Source organism: Hahella chejuensis KCTC 2396 (assembly GCF_000012985.1).
Taxonomy (GTDB): domain Bacteria; phylum Pseudomonadota; class Gammaproteobacteria; order Pseudomonadales; family Oleiphilaceae; genus Hahella; species Hahella chejuensis.
Map to the genome: position 1 here is coordinate 6,482,039 of NC_007645.1, position 17,983 is coordinate 6,500,021.

The 17,983-nt window shown below is 53.9% G+C and carries 17 protein-coding genes; 12 read left to right on the forward strand and 5 right to left on the reverse strand.

Annotated features, from left to right (window positions below; translation table 11 throughout):
- Nucleotides 1-37: 37 nt before the first annotated feature.
- On the reverse strand, nucleotides 38-412 hold the full coding sequence (locus HCH_RS28610; protein ID WP_011400043.1) for a hypothetical protein: 375 nt from the start codon (nucleotides 410-412) through the stop codon (nucleotides 38-40).
- Nucleotides 413-780: 368 nt separating this feature from the next.
- On the opposite strand from HCH_RS28610, the gene HCH_RS28615 reads away from it, so the two are divergent.
- From HCH_RS28615 to HCH_RS28625, 3 genes are all read left to right on the forward strand, one after another.
- Entirely contained in the window at nucleotides 781-2,058 is a 1,278-nt protein-coding gene (locus HCH_RS28615) for an MgtC/SapB family protein (RefSeq protein ID WP_011400045.1), read from the forward strand.
- Nucleotides 2,059-2,097: 39 nt separating this feature from the next.
- On the forward strand, nucleotides 2,098-3,438 hold the full coding sequence (gene yegQ, locus HCH_RS28620; protein WP_011400046.1) for a tRNA 5-hydroxyuridine modification protein YegQ: 1,341 nt from the start codon (nucleotides 2,098-2,100) through the stop codon (nucleotides 3,436-3,438).
- 231 nt (nucleotides 3,439-3,669) lie between these two features.
- Entirely contained in the window at nucleotides 3,670-4,155 is a 486-nt protein-coding gene (locus HCH_RS28625) for a fibronectin type III domain-containing protein (RefSeq protein WP_011400047.1), read from the forward strand.
- 42 nt (nucleotides 4,156-4,197) lie between these two features.
- On the opposite strand, the gene HCH_RS28630 is transcribed toward HCH_RS28625, so the two are convergent.
- On the reverse strand, nucleotides 4,198-5,163 hold the full coding sequence (locus HCH_RS28630; protein WP_011400048.1) for a homoserine kinase: 966 nt from the start codon (nucleotides 5,161-5,163) through the stop codon (nucleotides 4,198-4,200).
- An 84-nt stretch (nucleotides 5,164-5,247) separates the two neighbouring features.
- On the reverse strand, nucleotides 5,248-5,526 hold the full coding sequence (locus tag HCH_RS28635; RefSeq protein ID WP_011400049.1) for a DUF2782 domain-containing protein: 279 nt from the start codon (nucleotides 5,524-5,526) through the stop codon (nucleotides 5,248-5,250).
- Nucleotides 5,527-5,713: 187 nt separating this feature from the next.
- Here HCH_RS28635 and polA point away from each other — a divergent pair, with 187 nt between their 5' ends.
- A complete protein-coding gene (gene polA / locus HCH_RS28640) occupies nucleotides 5,714-8,449 on the forward strand; it encodes a DNA polymerase I (protein WP_011400050.1) in 2,736 nt (911 codons plus the stop codon).
- A gap of 76 nt (nucleotides 8,450-8,525) precedes the next feature.
- On the opposite strand, the gene HCH_RS28645 is transcribed toward polA, so the two are convergent.
- Entirely contained in the window at nucleotides 8,526-9,653 is a 1,128-nt protein-coding gene (locus HCH_RS28645; protein WP_011400051.1) for a PilT/PilU family type 4a pilus ATPase, read from the reverse strand.
- 62 nt (nucleotides 9,654-9,715) lie between these two features.
- A complete protein-coding gene (locus tag HCH_RS28650) occupies nucleotides 9,716-10,750 on the reverse strand; it encodes a type IV pilus twitching motility protein PilT (protein ID WP_011400052.1) in 1,035 nt (344 codons plus the stop codon).
- Nucleotides 10,751-10,907: 157 nt separating this feature from the next.
- Here HCH_RS28650 and HCH_RS28655 point away from each other — a divergent pair, with 157 nt between their 5' ends.
- The 8 genes from HCH_RS28655 (at nucleotide 10,908) to HCH_RS28690 (ending at nucleotide 17,976) form a co-directional block, all read left to right on the forward strand.
- A complete protein-coding gene (locus HCH_RS28655) occupies nucleotides 10,908-11,591 on the forward strand; it encodes a YggS family pyridoxal phosphate-dependent enzyme (protein WP_011400053.1) in 684 nt (227 codons plus the stop codon).
- 105 nt (nucleotides 11,592-11,696) lie between these two features.
- Nucleotides 11,697-12,527 (forward strand): pyrroline-5-carboxylate reductase, encoded by an 831-nt coding sequence (gene proC / locus HCH_RS28660; RefSeq protein WP_011400054.1) that lies wholly within the window; start codon nucleotides 11,697-11,699, stop codon nucleotides 12,525-12,527.
- Between the two features lie 75 nt (nucleotides 12,528-12,602).
- Nucleotides 12,603-13,142, forward strand: coding sequence for a YggT family protein (locus HCH_RS28665; RefSeq protein WP_011400055.1), 540 nt, complete (start codon nucleotides 12,603-12,605; stop codon nucleotides 13,140-13,142).
- Entirely contained in the window at nucleotides 13,135-13,443 is a 309-nt protein-coding gene (locus HCH_RS28670; RefSeq protein ID WP_011400056.1) for a DUF167 family protein, read from the forward strand. The genes HCH_RS28665 and HCH_RS28670 overlap by 8 nt, the downstream gene beginning before the upstream one ends.
- Before the next feature lie 185 nt (nucleotides 13,444-13,628).
- Nucleotides 13,629-15,587 (forward strand): dynamin family protein, encoded by a 1,959-nt coding sequence (locus HCH_RS28675; RefSeq protein ID WP_011400057.1) that lies wholly within the window; start codon nucleotides 13,629-13,631, stop codon nucleotides 15,585-15,587.
- 173 nt (nucleotides 15,588-15,760) lie between these two features.
- A complete protein-coding gene (gene metX / locus HCH_RS28680; protein WP_011400058.1) occupies nucleotides 15,761-16,918 on the forward strand; it encodes a homoserine O-succinyltransferase MetX in 1,158 nt (385 codons plus the stop codon).
- Nucleotides 16,908-17,501 carry a methionine biosynthesis protein MetW gene (gene metW, locus HCH_RS28685; protein WP_011400059.1) on the forward strand — a complete coding sequence of 198 codons (594 nt, stop codon included), beginning with the start codon at nucleotides 16,908-16,910 and terminating at the stop codon, nucleotides 17,499-17,501. Before metX ends, metW begins: the two co-directional genes overlap by 11 nt.
- A 7-nt stretch (nucleotides 17,502-17,508) precedes the next feature.
- On the forward strand, nucleotides 17,509-17,976 hold the full coding sequence (locus HCH_RS28690; protein WP_011400060.1) for a DUF4426 domain-containing protein: 468 nt from the start codon (nucleotides 17,509-17,511) through the stop codon (nucleotides 17,974-17,976).
- Nucleotides 17,977-17,983 lie beyond the last annotated feature (7 nt).

Here is a 17,983-nt window from a genome sequence, read left to right on the forward strand (position 1 = left end):
GCGCCAACTGGCGCTCTTTTGGCAAGAGTGCGTTCTCTTAGGCTGCAGCTTCTTCCTCAGTGGTCTTAGAGGCCGGCTTTTCTGCAGTTTTTGTGGTTTTCTTAGCCGTGGCTTTGGATTTGTTGGCCTCGTCATCGCTGTCTTTTTCTGCGCCTTCGATTTTGGCCACCAGGTCCGCAGCAAAATCATTTACACGCTTATTCCAAGCGAGGAATGAAGAGTAAATGTTATCCAGCATTTGATCATGCATTTCACGCACGGATTTAACGGACAAATTCTTGGCTTCCTGCTCTATTTTCTCCGCGTATTCGAAAGGTTTCGCAGCAAGAGTGCGATGCTGCTCTTCTACTGTTTTGATTCCTTTTTCTACAGCGTCCTGAATTTGCTCTTGATATGACTTGAGCTTGCCCATCTTTGGTCTCCTACCGGTTTACTTTGAGATAAGGAACCCAGTTCCTTGCCTTGATTGCGCCCCCAAGATACGTGCAAAAATTAGAATAATCATACTAATCCAGCCCCCTGAAACTGGGGCTGAAGGGCAATTTGATCTACCTCAGAAAATCATGGTGAAAATCCATTTACACTATGGTTTGTGGCCGTTTCAGCACAGATGCGATCCCGTTAGCTATACTTTTTAAGACACTCGCCGTTTATTGAAAATACAGCGCGCCCTTGATGAACATGACAGCTCTATACCGCCTTCTATACGGCGACATTACCAACCAGTCTCACGCTTTTTTAAAGCGGCGCTGAACCGTTTTTCTCCCCCTCCCCGCTGGCATGAACAGTCTGATTGATGCGCAATATCCGCTCCCCCATCTAGCCGTAGCGCTGCTGCTGGGGCTGACCATCGGCATTCAGCGCGGCTGGGTCAACCGCAACGAGGAGGCCGGACATCGGGTTGCAGGGGTAAGAACTTTCGCTTTGATAGCGCTGTTGGGCGGATTGACCACCTGGCTGGGCGAGCAAATGGGAGAGTGGGTATTGGCGGCGGGCATCATCGCCCTCTCGCTGGTCCTTATCGCCGCCTATGTCACCAGCCAACGACAACGGCTGGACATGAGCATTACCAGCCTGATTGCATCAATGCTAACGTTTTTCTACGGAGCCTTATGCATCATGGGAGAGTTCTCCGTCGCCGCCACCATGACGGTAGTGACCGCCATCCTGCTCGACCTGAAGCCGGAGTTGCACGGTTTTCTGCAAAAGATACGAGATGAAGAACTGGACGCTGGACTCAAGTTGCTGGTGATGACCGTCGTCATGCTGCCCGTGCTGCCCAATCAAGGGTACGGTCCTTGGGGCGCCATCAACCCATATGAAGCCTGGTGGATGATTGTCTTAATCAGCGCGATTTCCTTTGTAGGCTATTTCGCAGTCAAGATAGGAGGCCCCTCCAAAGGAGTATTAATAACCAGCCTGTTTGCGGGCTTGAGCTCATCCACCGCGCTCACACTGCATTTGTCCCGGGTAGCCAAAGAAAATCAACAACATGCCTCGCTGCTCGCGTCAGGAATATTGATTGCCTGCGGCACGATGTTCCCACGGCTGCTACTGGTCATTTACATCGTATACCCACCCCTAGGCTACGCCCTTGCCCCTCCCTTCGCCATTATGGCCCTATGCGTGTACGCCGCTGCCTTCTATTTCTGGCGCAGCCATTCAGGAATAAAAATCGAGCAGCCCAACCTCAGACAAAACCCATTGGAAATATCCTCTGCTCTGTTCTTTGGCTTTCTATTGCTTCTCATCATGCTGCTCTCCAACGCCTTGCACGAATGGCTGGGCGCCAGCGGCGTCTACGCACTGAGCGCCATATCCGGTCTGAGCGACGTAGACGCTATCAGCCTGTCCCTAGCCCGTCTCGCCAGAGAGCCGGAAAAAATCACATTGCTGGTTGCGAGCTGGGGCGTTTTCATCGCCGCCTGCAGCAACAATCTGGTCAAAGCCGGCTTGGCTTGGACCATAGGGAATCGCCAGCTGGGTATTAAAGTCGCCGCCACTCTCGCCGCCTCTGGCGCGTCAGGGCTGGCGATTCTGATCTTAAGCCCATTTTGAATGCATTAACCTTGATAATATCAACATGAAGTACAAACCATGAACAAACCTGAACTCCTGGCTCCAGCCGGCTCACTCAAACACATGCATTTTGCATTCGCCTACGGCGCCGATGCGGTTTATGCCGGCCAGCCTCGCTACAGCCTGAGAGTGCGGGAGAATGACTTCAATCTCGCCACGCTGGCCGAAGGAATCGAGACAGCCCGGTCGCAGGGCAAGAAGTTTTATGTCGCCGCCAACATCGCCCCTCACAACAGCAAAGTGAAAACCTTTCTGGACGATATGGCGCCTGTCGTGGAGATGCGACCAGATGCACTGATCATGTCCGACCCTGGATTAATTATGATGGTTCGCGACAAATGGCCCGACACCCCGATTCATCTCTCTGTACAGGCGAACGCCGTCAACTACGCCGCGGTCGAATTCTGGCGCCGACAAGGACTGGAGCGGGTGATACTGTCGCGGGAGTTGTCTTTGGAGGAAGTCGCGGAGATTAGAGAAAGATCGCCGCAGATGGAGCTGGAAGTCTTCGTACATGGCGCGCTATGTATTGCATACTCCGGACGCTGCCTGTTGTCCGGCTACATCAATAAACGCGACCCTAATCAAGGTACCTGTACAAATGCCTGTCGCTGGAAATACAACGCCATTCCGGCAACCCAGGATGACGCGGGGAATATCACTGCGCAGACTTGGGAGCCAACGCAATCTCAGTCTGGTAGTCCGACACTGGGCGATGGCGGGGTTACCTCAGAAATGTTTCTGTTGCAGGAAGAGGGTCGACCGGATCAGCTGATGCCCGCCTTTGAAGATGAGCATGGCACTTACATCATGAACTCCAAAGACCTTCGCGCCGTGCAGCATGTGGAGCGATTGTGTCGCATCGGCGTGCATTCTTTAAAAATCGAGGGGCGCACCAAATCTCATTACTACGTCGCCAGGACTACGCAAGCGTACCGCCAGGCTATTGATGACGCCGTCGCCGGCGCGCCATTTAACATGTCCCTGATGGACGATTTGGAGAAACTTGCGCATCGGGGCTACACAGAAGGCTTTTACCGTCGCCATGTGCATGACGAGTATCAGAATTACACAAATGGCGCATCGCTCTCCGGCAAACAACAATTCGTCGGCGAAGTATTGGAATACTCTCTGGAGAATGGCCAGGCCCTTATTGACGTAAAAAACAAAATATCCATTGGGGATTCCGTCGAAATTATGACGCCAGGCGGGAATATGAACTTTATTGTCAAAAAAATGGAAAATAAAAACGGACAAAATATTGCCGTCGCCCCAGGCTCCGGCCATCGCATTCGTCTGGCGTTACCGGAAAACGCACCGAGTCGTCTGGACTTTAGCTTACTGATGCGAAACCTCTAGCCGCTCACAGATAACGTGATAAGCCTTTAAGCCTAGCCACATGGAAGTATGGCTATCAAATCCAAGTCGAATTATATTTTTGTGGGTAATTAGTCACGAATTGATCATAAAGAGATAGCGTCGAGTCCGAATGTCGACTTTACTGAGCAATCAGTTCCTTTCTAAAAACTAGAAAGTCAGATGTTTTGACAACTATTAAGCCGTTTATCCGAAAGACTTCTTAAAATCGCCATGAAGATAGAATTGCTTGGCAGCGGAGCATTGCTTCGCGCCCGGAAGTTGATTGCATTTTTGTTTTTGGGAACCGTTGTTGCGACGGGTTCCGGTTGCAACCTGTCCGACGCGATAAGCGGGGACTCACCCAAAAGCGCCGCACATAACGGAGAAACTACGGAGGAAGACGATTCATCGTCATCCAATCCAAGCGCTGGGGTGCAAGAGCCGATTACGCCGAAAACTCTTTCCTGGAACACCCCCTGGACCCGTGAAGACGGTTCGTCACTCGCCCTGAGCGAAATTGCCGCGTACGAAGTGGCCTATCGCAATATTTCCGAAGGCGAAGATGGGCGCGTAATGATAGAGGATGTGGGCGTCACCACATTAAGCCTGTCAGGATTCACATCTGGCAAATATGGCTTTAAGGTAAGAGTGATTGATTATGATGGCGTAGCGAGTGACTACTCTCAGGAAGTCACCGCCACTCTCAACAACGGATAGCTTTACTTACTTCCAGCAAAGCTTGACCGTTCCGATAGCCGCCTACAAGGCGGCTATTTTATGCGCAGAAAGTAATTTAGCCTTCATTTCATCTGGATTTTTCAGCGTATTCCCTCTTTCGGCATCATGCTGATAGCCCTTGCCATATTGGCTTATCAGACGGGAAATCCAGAATCGCAGCGCGCCGACCCGCAGCGCATCGCTCCATTGTTTTTTCTCAAGCTCTGTCAGAGGTCTCTTCTTGTCGTAGGCTGCAACAAAGGCGCGCAACTTCTCCTGATCATAACGCCCTTCCGCATCGCAGCACCAATCATTACAAGCGACGGCGAGATCAAACAGCCAGCAATCGTGGCAGGCATGATAAAAATCGATAACACCGCTCACCTTGTCGCCATCAAACATGACGTTGTCGACAAACAGGTCGCCATGAATCCAGCCATTTGGACATTGCGCCCAGATATCCGCCTGCTGCTGGAAATGCTCAATTTCGCCGCTCAATAAAGCCAGTTCATCCTGCTTGATGTGAGAAGCCAGATCATCCCGATGAGATTGCATCCACGCCACTGTACGCACCACGTCACGACGACCGGGCGCGGACTGAGAGGCCAAGTGCATAGCGCCTAGTAAATCGCCGGCAATGGCGCACTGATCAAGAGTGGGAGTATCCAGATGGCCGCCAGCAATTCTGGGTACGAGTACGCATGGCTTACCCTCTATATAAGCCAAAGACGAACCATCCAGCATGGGATGCGGCGCCGGCGCAGGAAAACCCTGTTGCGCCAGTCCCTGCATCAGACCAATAAATACAGGGAGTTCTTCCGCGGTCACCATCTCAAAGATGGTCAGCACCCAGTGTGTTTCTTCTCCACCGCTTTTTACACTGACAAAGTAGTTGGTGTTTTCTATCCCCGCCGCAATGCCTTGAAATTCCGTCACTTCAGGCGCATCGAAATAAGATTCAAGCAACGTCTGCAATTGCTCTGGAGACACTCTCGTAAAAACCGCCATTAACCCGCCTTATTCACTACTTCTAAAACTTAATTTCGTACGCATCCTGCGCCAGAAACGCCAAATCAATCGACTATCGAAAGCTTACCATTCCAGGAGCTTCCAACTCGGAACCAGTATCCGCGGCTTTTCCGACTGCACCCATTCACCCGTATCGGAGGGCACCAGATAATATTCCGGCCCGACTTTGGGCACGACCTTGATCTGCACCAGCTCGCCGTTCACTCGATACTCGTAATGAGTTTCCTTTTCGCCATAACGAATTTGCACTTCCGGCTCCGCCGTGGAATCTTCCGCCAGCGTTGGCGCCGCCAAAGGAAGAATAATTAACGCGAGCAAAGCTTTACGTATCCAAAAACTCATTGGTAACCTACACGCTGTTTTTTGGTAACCTACACACTTGTTTAATCAGGCCGCGCCTGGGGCAATTTTCGCCGGGATATCCCGGCAGCTCCGTCAGCCCTCATCCGGGCCCATTTTCGGGGATTAGCCGATCCTGCTGGATACGCTTATTCCGAGCCCATACAACCATTTAAAACCAGTACCATCTATGAGTAAAGAAAACCGTTCAGCGCCTGTCGTCCTGGTAGACGGCTCCTCGTATCTGTTTCGCGCCTACCACGTTCCCAACCTGAAAGAGCTAAGAAACTCCAAGGGACAACCTACCGGCGCCATCAGAGGCGTCATCTCCATGCTTCGGAAGTTGCAAAAAGATTATCCGGAAAGCCAAGTGGTCGCCGTTTTCGACGCCAAGGGCAAGAACTTTCGCCACGAGATGTACTCCGATTACAAGGCCAACCGGCCACCCATGCCGGAAGACCTCGCCTGCCAGATAGAGCCGTTATACGACATTGTCCGTGCAATGGGGCTGCCTTTACTGATCATAGAAGGCGTAGAGGCCGACGATGTTATAGGCACGCTGGCTCATGAAGCAACTACAAAAGGGCTGGATGCGGTAATTTCCACTGGCGATAAAGATATGGCCCAGTTGGTGAGCCCCCACGTCACCCTCGTCAACACCATGACGGACACTACCATGGATCGTGAAGGCGTCGTGGAGAAGTTCGGCGTGCCGCCTGAGTTGATCGTGGACTACCTGGCTCTCATTGGCGATACCGTGGACAATATCCCCGGCGTCAATAAATGCGGTCCTAAAACCGCAGTCAAATGGCTCGGCGAGTTCGGCTCTCTGGCGCAGGTTATAGCGCAGGCGGATGAAGTTAAAGGGAAAATCGGCGAAAACCTGCGCAGCAGCCTGGAACAATTGCCGCTGTCAAAAGAACTCGCCACCATCAAAACCGATGTCGAACTGCCTTTCACATTGGAAGAGGTTCACCCCAATCCCGTCGACACGGAAGCGCTGCACAAATGGTTTACGGAGCTGGAGTTCAGGACCTGGATAAAAGACCTGGACGCCTCCACATCGTCCCCGACAGCAGCCACAGAGGCCAGCGCCCCCCCTGCGCAAAGCGATGAGCGCGATTACCAGGTCGTAACGGAACAGGATCAGTTTGACCACTGGATCAAAGCACTGACTGACGCCAAAACATTCAGCTTCGACACAGAGACCACCAGCCTCAATTATATGGAGGCGGAGATCGTCGGCGTGTCCTTTGCGGTCGAGCCAGGCAAAGCCGCTTACGTGCCTGTGGCGCATGACTACATGGGCGCGCCGGAACAGTTGGAGCGCGATAAAGTTCTGGCCGCGCTCAAGCCCCTGCTGGAGGACCCGGCATATCGTAAGATCGGCCAGAACCTGAAATACGACGCCCACGTATTAGCTAATCATGGCGTACAACTCAACGGCATCGCCGAAGACACCATGCTGGAGTCCTACGTATTGAACTCCACCGCCAACCGTCATGATATGGATACTCTGGCCTCTAAACATCTGGGGCGGGAAACCATTCACTTTGAAGACATCGCTGGTAAAGGGGCGAAACAGCTGACTTTCAATCAGATCAGTCTGGAACAAGCCGGTCCTTACGCCGCAGAAGATGCGGACATCACCCTGCAACTGCATCACGCTCTGAACCCCAAGCTTAAGAAAGAAGGTCGACTGGAGCAGGTTTATCGGGACATAGAGCTACCTCTGGTCCCTGTACTGATGCGGATGGAGCACCGTGGCGCCTTGGTGGATAGCCAACGCTTGCGCACTCATAGCCAGGAGCTGGCGGAGCGCATGCTGGAGCTGGAGGAGGAAGCCTATGAAAAGGCCGGCCAGAAGTTCAACCTCGGCTCGCCCAAGCAGTTGCAGGAGATTTTCTACGAGAAGCTCGGCTTCGACATCATCAAGAAAACGCCCAAGGGGCAACCCTCCACCGCCGAGCCGGTGTTACAGGAACTGGCGGAGAAATATGAGCTGCCTCGCGTCCTTCTGGAGTATCGTGGCCTGTCCAAGTTAAAGTCCACCTATACAGACAAACTGCCGGAAATGATCAATCCCCGCACTGGCCGGGTGCATACTTCCTATCAGCAGGCAGTGGCGGCTACCGGACGTTTGTCGTCGAGCGATCCCAATCTACAGAACATTCCGGTGCGTAACGAGCAGGGCCGCCGTATCCGACAGGCGTTCATCGCTCCCAAAGGCTGCAAGCTGATCTCCGCTGACTACTCACAGATTGAGCTGCGCATCATGGCGCACCTGTCCGGGGACGAAGGCTTGTTAAAGGCCTTCTCTGAGGGCTTAGACGTACACCAGGCCACCGCAGCGGAAGTTTTCAACGTGGCCTTTGATGAGGTCAGCTCAGAACAACGCCGCAAAGCGAAAGCCATCAACTTCGGCCTGATCTACGGTATGTCCGCCTTCGGCCTGGCCCGTCAGATTCACGTTGAGCGCAGCGAGGCGCAAAGCTATATCGACAAATACTTCGAGCGCTACCCTGGTGTGCTGAACTACATGAACCGCATTCGCGCAGAAGCTCAGGACACAGGCTACGTCGAGACCTTATTCGGACGTCGTCTGTATCTACCGGACATACGCTCCAGCAATCGCAATCTACAACAGGCCGCCGAGCGCACCGCTATCAACGCCCCCATGCAGGGGACGGCGGCGGATATCATCAAACGCGCCATGCTGGCGGTGGACGCCTGGCTGGAAGGCGACAGTGCGCCGCCTGCGAAAATGATCATGCAAGTGCACGATGAGCTGATTCTGGAAGTAGAGGAAAGCGCCGTCGAGGCAGTTAAAGAGAAGTTGACGCAGATTATGTCTTCCGCCGCGGATTTAAACGTGCCGCTATTAGTGGAAGCAGGCGTCGGCAATAACTGGGATGAAGCGCACTAGCGCTCCCTAAAATGCAAAACGGCGGGGTGAAGGCCCCGCCGTTTTTCTATCTGCTTCAGAAAGCGCTTTTCAGCGATCAATAATCCTGATCGTCGCTCAACGACAGACTGCTGGCGGCGCCCTGCAGCTTGGAAATATTGCTGTCTGCGCCCAGTTTGATCATCAGACGCAGATCGTTCGCGGAGTCCGCATGAGACAACGCGTCTTCGTAGGTGATCTCTCCCGCAGCGTAGGCGCGGTATAGCGCCTGATCGAAAGTCTGCATACCCAGTTCCGACGACTTGGTCATCAGCTCTTTCAGCTTGTGAACCTCCCCTTTACGGATCAAGTCAGCCGCCAGTGGCGAGTTAATGAGGATCTCAACAATCGCCCGACGTCCCTTGCCGTCTGGAGTCGGCACCAATTGCTGCGCCACGATGGCTTTCAGGTTCAAGGACAAGTCCATCCATACCTGGTTATGCTGCTCCGGCGGGAAAAAGTTGATAATCCGGTCCAGCGCCTGGTTGGCGTTGTTGGCGTGCAATGTCGCCAAACACAAGTGACCGGTTTCCGCAAAGGTCACCGCATATTCCATGGTGTCGGCGGAGCGCACCTCCCCGATCATGATGACGTCGGGAGCCTGCCGCAGCGTGTTCTTCAGAGCTACTTCGAACGATTCCGTATCCAGCCCCACTTCCCGCTGCGTAATAATGCAGCCGTGATGTTGATGGATATATTCGATAGGGTCTTCGATAGAGATGATGTGCCCTTTGCTGTTGCGGTTCCGGTGGCCGATCATTGCAGCCAGCGACGTGGACTTACCGGTGCCGGTCGCTCCGACGAAGATGATCAGGCCCCGCTTGGTCATCGACAGCGACTTGATAACCTCCGGCAGATGCAGGTCATCCAGCTTGGGAATATTGGTCTCAATCCGACGCAGCACCATCCCGCACAGGTTACGCTGGTAAAAGGCGCTGACCCGGAAACGACCGATGCCGCGGGCGCTGATAGCAAAGTTGCACTCATGCCCGACTTCAAAATCCGCACGCTGTTTTTCCGACATAATGGAAAACACGGTTTCCCGCGTCTGCTCAGGAGACAGCGGCGACTTAGTGATCGGCACCATACGGCCGTGAACTTTGATGCTGGGCGGCACCCCAGCTGTGATAAAGAGGTCCGAAGCCCCCTTTTCCACCATGATTTTTAACAGCTTGTCGAAATCCATCACAACACCCCAATGGTAATAACGCTACAGCGACCGGCATACACCGGGATAAGGTCGCGGCGTCAGAAATTCTCCGGCATCTTGGCTTTTTCGCGCGCGGCTTCGCGGCTGATAAGCCCTTTAGAAATCAAATTGTGCAGGCACTGGTCAAGGGTCTGCATACCCAACGCGGCGCCAGTCTGAATAGACGAGTACATCTGGGCGACTTTGTCTTCGCGTATCAGGTTACGAATCGCCGGCGTGCCTATCATGATTTCATGGGCCGCCACACGACCGCCGCCGACCTTCTTCAAAAGAGTCTGCGAGACGACCGCCTGTAACGATTCGGAGAGCATGGATCTTACCATGGCTTTTTCTTCCGCAGGAAACACGTCGACCACCCGGTCAATGGTTTTCGCGGCGGAGGTAGTGTGCAGGGTGCCGAACACCAAGTGTCCGGTTTCTGCGGCGGTCAGCGCCAGACGGATGGTTTCCAAGTCCCGCATCTCACCAACCAGGATAATGTCCGGGTCTTCCCGCAGGGCTGAACGCAGCGCTTCACTGAACCCTAAGGTGTCACGGTGCACTTCACGCTGGTTCACCAGACACTTCTTACTTTCATGCACGAACTCGATAGGGTCCTCGATAGTGAGGATATGGTCGTAACGGGTATCGTTGATAAAGTCGATCATCGCCGCCAGCGTTGTACTCTTACCGGAGCCGGTTGGTCCCGTGACCAGACAGAGTCCGCGAGGCTTCAGAGCGATATCCTTGAACACCTGCCCCATCCCCAAGTCTTCCATCGTCAGTACTTTGGAGGGGATGGTCCGGAATACGGCGCCGGCGCCGCGGTTCTGGTTGAAGGCGTTAACCCGGAAACGGGCGACCCCGGGAACTTCAAACGAGAAATCCGTTTCCAGAAATTCTTCGAAATCCTTGCGCTGTTTATCGTTCATAATATCGTAAATCAGCGCGTGTACTTCTTTATGCTCCATCGCGGGCAGGTTGATTCGCCTGACATCCCCGTCGACGCGTATCATGGGAGGCAACCCGGCAGATAGGTGTAAGTCGGAAGCGCCCTGCTTAGCAGAAAACGCAAGCAACTCGGTAATGTCCATTAGGAATCCCCGCTTTGAACCTTATAATGACATGCAGCCTTCCGGCGGCCCTCAAACAGCGCCACCTCCCCACGACGACGGAAGGAACTGAATTTTGTCGGCGGGTTGGTTACAATCTGCGCGTTTCGACGCAGCCTAAGCTATTGATAGAAATAATATGTTCAGCATAGCAGACAACATCAAAACAGTAAGCCAAAGAATACAAAATGCAACAAAATCCGCGGCCCGACCGGCGGATTCCGTGACGTTGCTCGCAGTCAGTAAAACCAAGCCGGCCGAAGCCATTCGGGCCGCGTATGACGCGGGGCTCAGAGACTTTGGCGAAAACTATCTGCAGGAAGCCCAGGATAAGATCGCCCAATTAAGCAACCTCGCCATCACTTGGCATTTTATCGGCCCATTGCAGTCCAATAAGACCCGCCCGGTGGCGGAGTTATTCCAATGGGTGCATACCCTGGACAGGGAGAAAATCGCCCGTCGCCTGTCAGAGCAGCGCCCAGAAGGGACGCCCCCGCTAAACGTCTGCATTCAGGTCAATATTAATGATGAAAGCAGCAAGTCTGGGGTGACTCCAGGTGAGATTGCGCCTTTGGCGGAGATTGTCAGCGCCCTGCCCGGCCTGCGCCTGAGAGGCCTGATGTGCATTCCCGACCCTTCTCAGGGAGATGAGGCTCTGGCCTCAACATTCAAGGAGTTGAATCGCCATTTCGCTGCGCTGCAAAGCCGGTTCGATAGCGTAGACACGCTATCTATGGGGATGTCCGATGACATGGAAGCCGCCATCGCCGCAGGCTCCACCATCGTGCGCATCGGCTCCGCCATCTTTGGCGCCAGAAACTAACAAAATGCAGCGAAATCAGCGGATTTTGTCCGCCTGCACTTTAAATCCACCACGACAAACATTATTAAGACAGTTGGCGATAGTCGTATCCGCAAAGAGAACACTATGAAAGAACACCCACAGCTTACTTTTATCGGCGCCGGCAACATGGCCCGAGCGATACTTGGCGGCCTGATAGCCAACGGCTACCCGGCAAACCGACTGGCTGCGACGGCTCCTGCCGAGCAGGAGTTGAAAGAAGCCGCAGATGCGTTCGGCATCCCAACCAGCACGGACAACCAAACATTCATGGCCGACTGCGACGCTCTGATCCTGTGCGTAAAGCCACAGGTCATGCAGGCGGTTTGCGAAGGATTAGCGGATGCCGTACAGCAACGCCGTCCATTGATAGTCAGCATCGCCGCCGGCGTGTCCTGCGAACAAATCGAAGCCTGGCTGGGAGGCGACCTGCCAGTGGTGCGCTGCATGCCAAATACTCCAGCTCAGGTGCATCTGGGCGCCAGCGGGCTGTACGCCAACCCGCGCGTAAGTGAAGCGCAGCGGGAGATTGCGGACAACTTGTTCAGCGCCGTCGGCATCGTCGCCTGGACGTCAAAGCAAGAGGACATACACACTGTCACAGCGTTGTCCGGAAGCGGGCCCGCCTATTGCTTCATGTTCATGGAAGCGATGGAAGAGGCGGCCGCCTCCCTTGGCCTGAATCCAGCCAGCGCCCGCACCCTGGCGATTCAAACCATGCGCGGAGCCGCTGAATTGGCGACACGTAGCGAGGAAAGCCCTGCGCAACTGAAGAAGCGCGTCATGTCTCCTGGGGGCACAACAGAACAGGCGATCAAAAGCTTTGAGGAACAGGATATGAAAGCCATGGTGAAAACCGCTATCCGCAAGGCTTGGGGAAGATCCTATGAATTGAGTGGTGAACGAGCGCCGGAATAATCTCCTTGACGGTCGTGAACGAATTGTTTTTTTCTTGCAGACGGCTAGAGCAACTTCCAGACGGACATAAAGCCTATGTTACAAATTTTGTTAGAAGTCACATATTTCATCGGGATGTTCTACATAAGCGTGGTGCTGATGCGGTTTATCCTCCAAGTATCCCGGGCGGATTTCTACAATCCGATCAGCCAGTTCGTGGTGAAAGCCACCAACCCGTTGCTGTTGCCGCTTAGAAAAATCATTCCTGGCTGGAGAGGCCTGGATTTCGCTTCGCTGGTGCTGGCGCTGCTATTGTCCATTGTGCTGATTATCGTCATCACACTGACCCCACTGAGCCACATACTGCCGTTACTGGGCCTCATCGTCACCAAGGCCGTCCTGTTAATGCTCAAGTGCATCATTAACATCTACCAGTTCGCCATCTTTATTATGGTTATTATCAGTTGGGTGGCTCCGGGCAGTTATCACCCAGGCGCGCAACTCGTCCACCAGATTACCGAGCCATTGATGCGTCCCGTACGCAGAATCATGCCGCCCATCGGCGGACTGGACCTCTCACCGATGGTGGTGCTGCTGGTGCTGTTCGTAATCGGCCGGGCGCTGTCCATTGTCTGATCCAGCCGCCTCCCGCTGCGTCAGCCTGCAGGATGAGCAGACACTCATCCTGCAGTGTCATTTACAACCGGGCGCCAAGAAAGATGAGATCGTCGGAACTCATGGCGACGCGCTGAAAATAAAAATCAGCGCCCCGCCTATCGATGGTCGGGCCAATCAGCAGCTTGTCCGATTTCTCGCCAAACTCTGCCGCGTCAAGCAACAAGATGTTCAAATTCTCGCCGGTGAAAGCAGTCGTCAAAAGCGCATTCGCGTGCAAAACTTGACGGACATCCCAAAGCTACTAAAACCCTATATATAATAACAAACCGTTACATGACGATTTGATGTCCTTTCCGCAATATAAACGCTTGATTTTCCAAAGCTACCCGATACAAAATCAAACCTGAACAAATTTTCATCATTCGCAGTCGCCAACACGGACACAGCAGCGCCAACGGAATCCCATATAATGGCAACCTTAGGGTCAGAGCGAGAAACAACAATATGAGCAGTGGACTAAGTTATCACGTCGAAGCCTACCACCAGTGGAAGAACACCCTGATCCGGGAGATCGCCCATTATCAAAGCTGGCTGCGCACCAACCAGCTGAACTCCGACGATCTGGAGCTGAAACTGCAGCGCTGCGCTCAGTTACTGCATGAGGACAACCTCACCATCGCTTTCGTCGGCGAATTCTCTCGTGGTAAAACCGAACTGATCAACGCTCTGTTTTTCGCCGAGTTCGGCCAGCGCATGCTGCCTTCTCAGGCCGGGCGCACCACTATGTGCCCGACCGAGCTGTTCTACGATCGCGACGGCGGCTCCTACCTCAAACTGCTGCCCATAGAGACCCGTAGCGAAGAAAAGTCCCTGGCGGATTACAAACGCAGTCAGGAACACTGGGTGTATTACCCTCTGGACATGAGTACGCCGGAGTCCATGCGCGAATCGCTGGATCAGGTGGCGCGCACGCGTACAGTCAGTTTTGAAGAAGCCCGCCGTCTGGGCTTCGAGCTTGGCTCATTGGAGCGCGATCCCAGCCATCCAGGCATGGCGATCATTCCGGCTTGGCGTCATGCGCTGATCAGTTTGGAAAACCCCATGCTGCAACAGGGGCTGCGCATACTGGACACCCCTGGCCTCAACGCCTTGGGCTCTGAGCCGGAGCTGACAGTCAGCATGATTCCCAACGCTCACGCCGTCATATTTATGCTTGGCGCAGACACCGGCGTCACCGCCAGCGACATGGAGATCTGGACTAACCACATCTTCACCGAACACTCCGATCATCGCGCCGGTCGTTTCGCAGTACTCAATAAGATCGACGTACTTTGGGACGACATTCAGGGCGAGGAACACACCAACAAGGCCATCGCCAAGGTACAGGCCAAAACCGCCGATCAACTGGGCCTTAAGACAGAAGAAGTGCTGCTGCTTTCCGCCAAACAGGCGCTGGTCGGACGCATCAAGGGCGACGAACAGAAGCTGCGCAGCAGCCGGCTCGACGACTTGGAGGCCTTGCTTACCGACCGCATTCTGGGCCAGAAAGAACGGCTGATCACCCACAACGTGGTGAACGACGTGCTGGGCATGCTGCAAACCAGTCAGGCCATTTTGCAATCCCGTTACTCCACCTATCAGGAGAAGCTGGAAGAATACGAAAGCAAAGGCGTCAGCGCGGATTTCCTGCGCGAGTTGACTGACAAGACTCAGGACGACTACAACTTTTACTACAAAAAGCTGTTTACCCTGCGCTCCAGTCGGCGTCTGATGAAGTCGCAGGCGATGATTCTGAATAATCTGGTGAATCTGGAGCATTTTGAATCCCACGCCAAAAAGACGCGCGATGAGCTGATTAACAGCTGGACTACGATTGGCATGGGCCGCGCCATGGCCGGTTTCTTCCATGCGATCGAAAACGACATCAGCAACCTCAACCATGAAGCCAGACTGGCTCAGAAAATGGTGGGCTCTATCTATCAGCGCTACGCCAATGATGCGCGTTCAAGTCATCTACGCCCCACGCCATTTACCATTACCAAGCAGATCCGGGAATTGGAGGGGTTGAAGATGCGCGCTGATAAATTCCGCCGTAACCCCCGCACTCTGGTTTCAGAGCAGACCGTAGTAGTGAAGCGCTTCTTCACCGTTATCGTCAGCGAAGCCCGGCGCTTATACGAAGAAATTCACAAGGAAACGGACCGTTGGCCTCAAGAAGCGCTATTGCCAATATTGCAGCACACCATTGAGCAAAAGCAGTTGCTGGAGCACCAGATCCGTCGTCTGAAAGACTTGGCGAAGACCGCCAAAGACACGCGCAGTCAGGTGAAACGCATTGTGAGCATGATGGAGGAAATCAATCAGGAGATTCAGGAAGCGGAACAGATACAGCGCAAGCTGCGTCGTCCCGCCCCGCAAATGCTCACCCAGAAGGTAGTCAGCCTTCCCGGCATGCAACGCTGATACGCCCGATCATCCGCCGCGTGAGCCCAGCTCGCGCGGCGCATCTTACTTCGCCCGCAGTCTCCCGTTCTCTTATTCTCCTGCGCCATCCCGGGTTGGTTATTGCTATCCGCCGGATTGATTAATAGACTGCGCCACTTAGCATGTGTTTTTGAAAGGAATAGTACGCACTAATGCCAGAGGTCATCCCACCTGACTCTGTCGGGATCGTCACGCCGCAAGTCGCTCAATTCGATATTCCTCTCACCCTGGAATGCGGAAAACAGTTGAACAGTTTTCAACTGATGTACGAAACCTACGGGGAGTTGAACGCAGACCGCTCCAATGCGGTGCTGATCTGTCACGCCCTCAGCGGCCATCATCACGCCGCGGGTTATCATTCCATGGAAGACAGCAAGCCTGGCTGGTGGGACTCCTGTATAGGACCCGGCAAACCGATAGATACGAATAAATTCTTCGTCGTCAGTCTGAACAATCTGGGCGGCTGCGCAGGCTCTACCGGTCCAGCGTCAATCAACCCCGAGACAGGCAAAGCCTATGGTCCCGACTTTCCAGTCGTCACTGTACAGGATTGGGTGCGCAGTCAGGCTATGCTCGCGGACCGCCTTAATATTCCACACTGGGCGGCGGTAATCGGCGGTAGTTTGGGCGGCATGCAGGCGCTGCAATGGTCCATCGAATATCCCGAGCGCGTTCATAACGCCGCAGTGATCGCCTCCACGCCACGCTTGTCCGCGCAAAACATCGCGTTCAATGAAGTCGCCAGAAAGGCTATTACGTCAGACCCCAACTTCTATGAAGGTCGTTATGGCGAGCACACGACTTATCCAGACAAAGGCTTGATGCTGGCGAGGATGGTCGGGCACATCACTTATCTTTCCAACGCCTCCATGGGTGAAAAGTTCGGCCGCGACCTGCGCGCTCAAACGTTGAAGTTCGGCTTACTGGACGTACAGTTTGAAGTGGAGAGTTACCTCCATTATCAGGGCGAGCGCTTTTCCAAGAATTTCGACGCCAACACCTATCTGCTCATGACCCGGGCCCTGGACTATTTCGATCCGGCGCGGGCGCACGAGGGCGACCTCAGCAAAGCGCTGGAGCCCGCCAAATGCAAATATCTGGTGGTGTCCTTCACCACCGACTGGCGCTTTCCGCCTGATCGCTCGGAAGAGTTGGTCAATGCAATGGTGGAAGCCAAGAAGTCCGTCAGCTACGCGGAGGTGGACTCCCCTCATGGCCATGACGCATTTTTGATACCGACCCAGCGCTATATGGATGTTTTCCATGGTTTTATGGGTCGTGTGGCGAAGGAGATCCCCCATGCGCGCTGACCTATCCATTATCAAAGACTGGGTTCAACCCGGCACGGAAGTGCTCGACCTGGGATGCGGCGACGGTACGCTGCTGGACTATCTGCAAACCCATAAACAGGTTCGTGGTTACGGTCTGGAAATCAGCAGTGAGAATATCACTGAGTGCCTGCGCAAAGGCGTCAACGTCATTGAACAGGACCTGGACAGTAAAGGCCTGAGCAACTTCAAGGACAAAAGCTTCGACATGGTGGTGATGACGCAGGCGTTGCAGGCGGTCAGGCAGCCGGACGTGTTGCTGGAGGAAATGCTGCGTCTGGCCAAGGAAAGCATCATCACGTTCCCCAATTTCGGTTACTGGCGACTGCGCTACTATCTGGCGCGCAAAGGTCAGATGCCGGTATCCAAAACCTTACCCTATACTTGGTACAACACGCCCAACATCCACTTGTGCACATTCAAGGATTTTGAGGAGCTGTGCTACCAAAAGAACATCCATATTCTGCACAGGACCGTAGTGGACGACGAGCATCGGACCAACTGGCTGAACCAGCTTTGGCCAAACTTATTGGGGCAGATTGCTATCTACCACGTTACACGGTGAGGCTCGTATGAAACTATTTACAACGTTCTTCCGCTCTACTTTTTACTCCGCTCTGGTCTTGCTTGCGTTGACGCTGGTCGGTCGCCCGGCTCTGGCTGAACAAAAGCAGGTTTTCGGCGATTATGAAATACACTATATAGCGCTTCCCACCACAATTCTGGACCCGGAAGTGGCGACGCGCTATGAGCTGCCACGCAGTAAATCCACCGGCTTCGTGAATATCTCCGTGCTCAAAAAGCAGGAGGATGGCTCTATGCGCGCCGTCTCGGCGTTTATTCGCGGAAAAGTGAATAATCCCGTACAGCAAAGCAGAAGCCTGGATTTCCGGCGCATCAACGAGGGGGACGCGCTCTATCAAATCGCTCAATTCTGGTACAGCCAGGGAGAGGTATTGACGTTCCAGCTGGAAATTCAGGCCGACCCGAATCAAGGGCCTTTCTCTCTACGCTTCCATCAAGAACTGTTCCCGCAATAACTCCCGG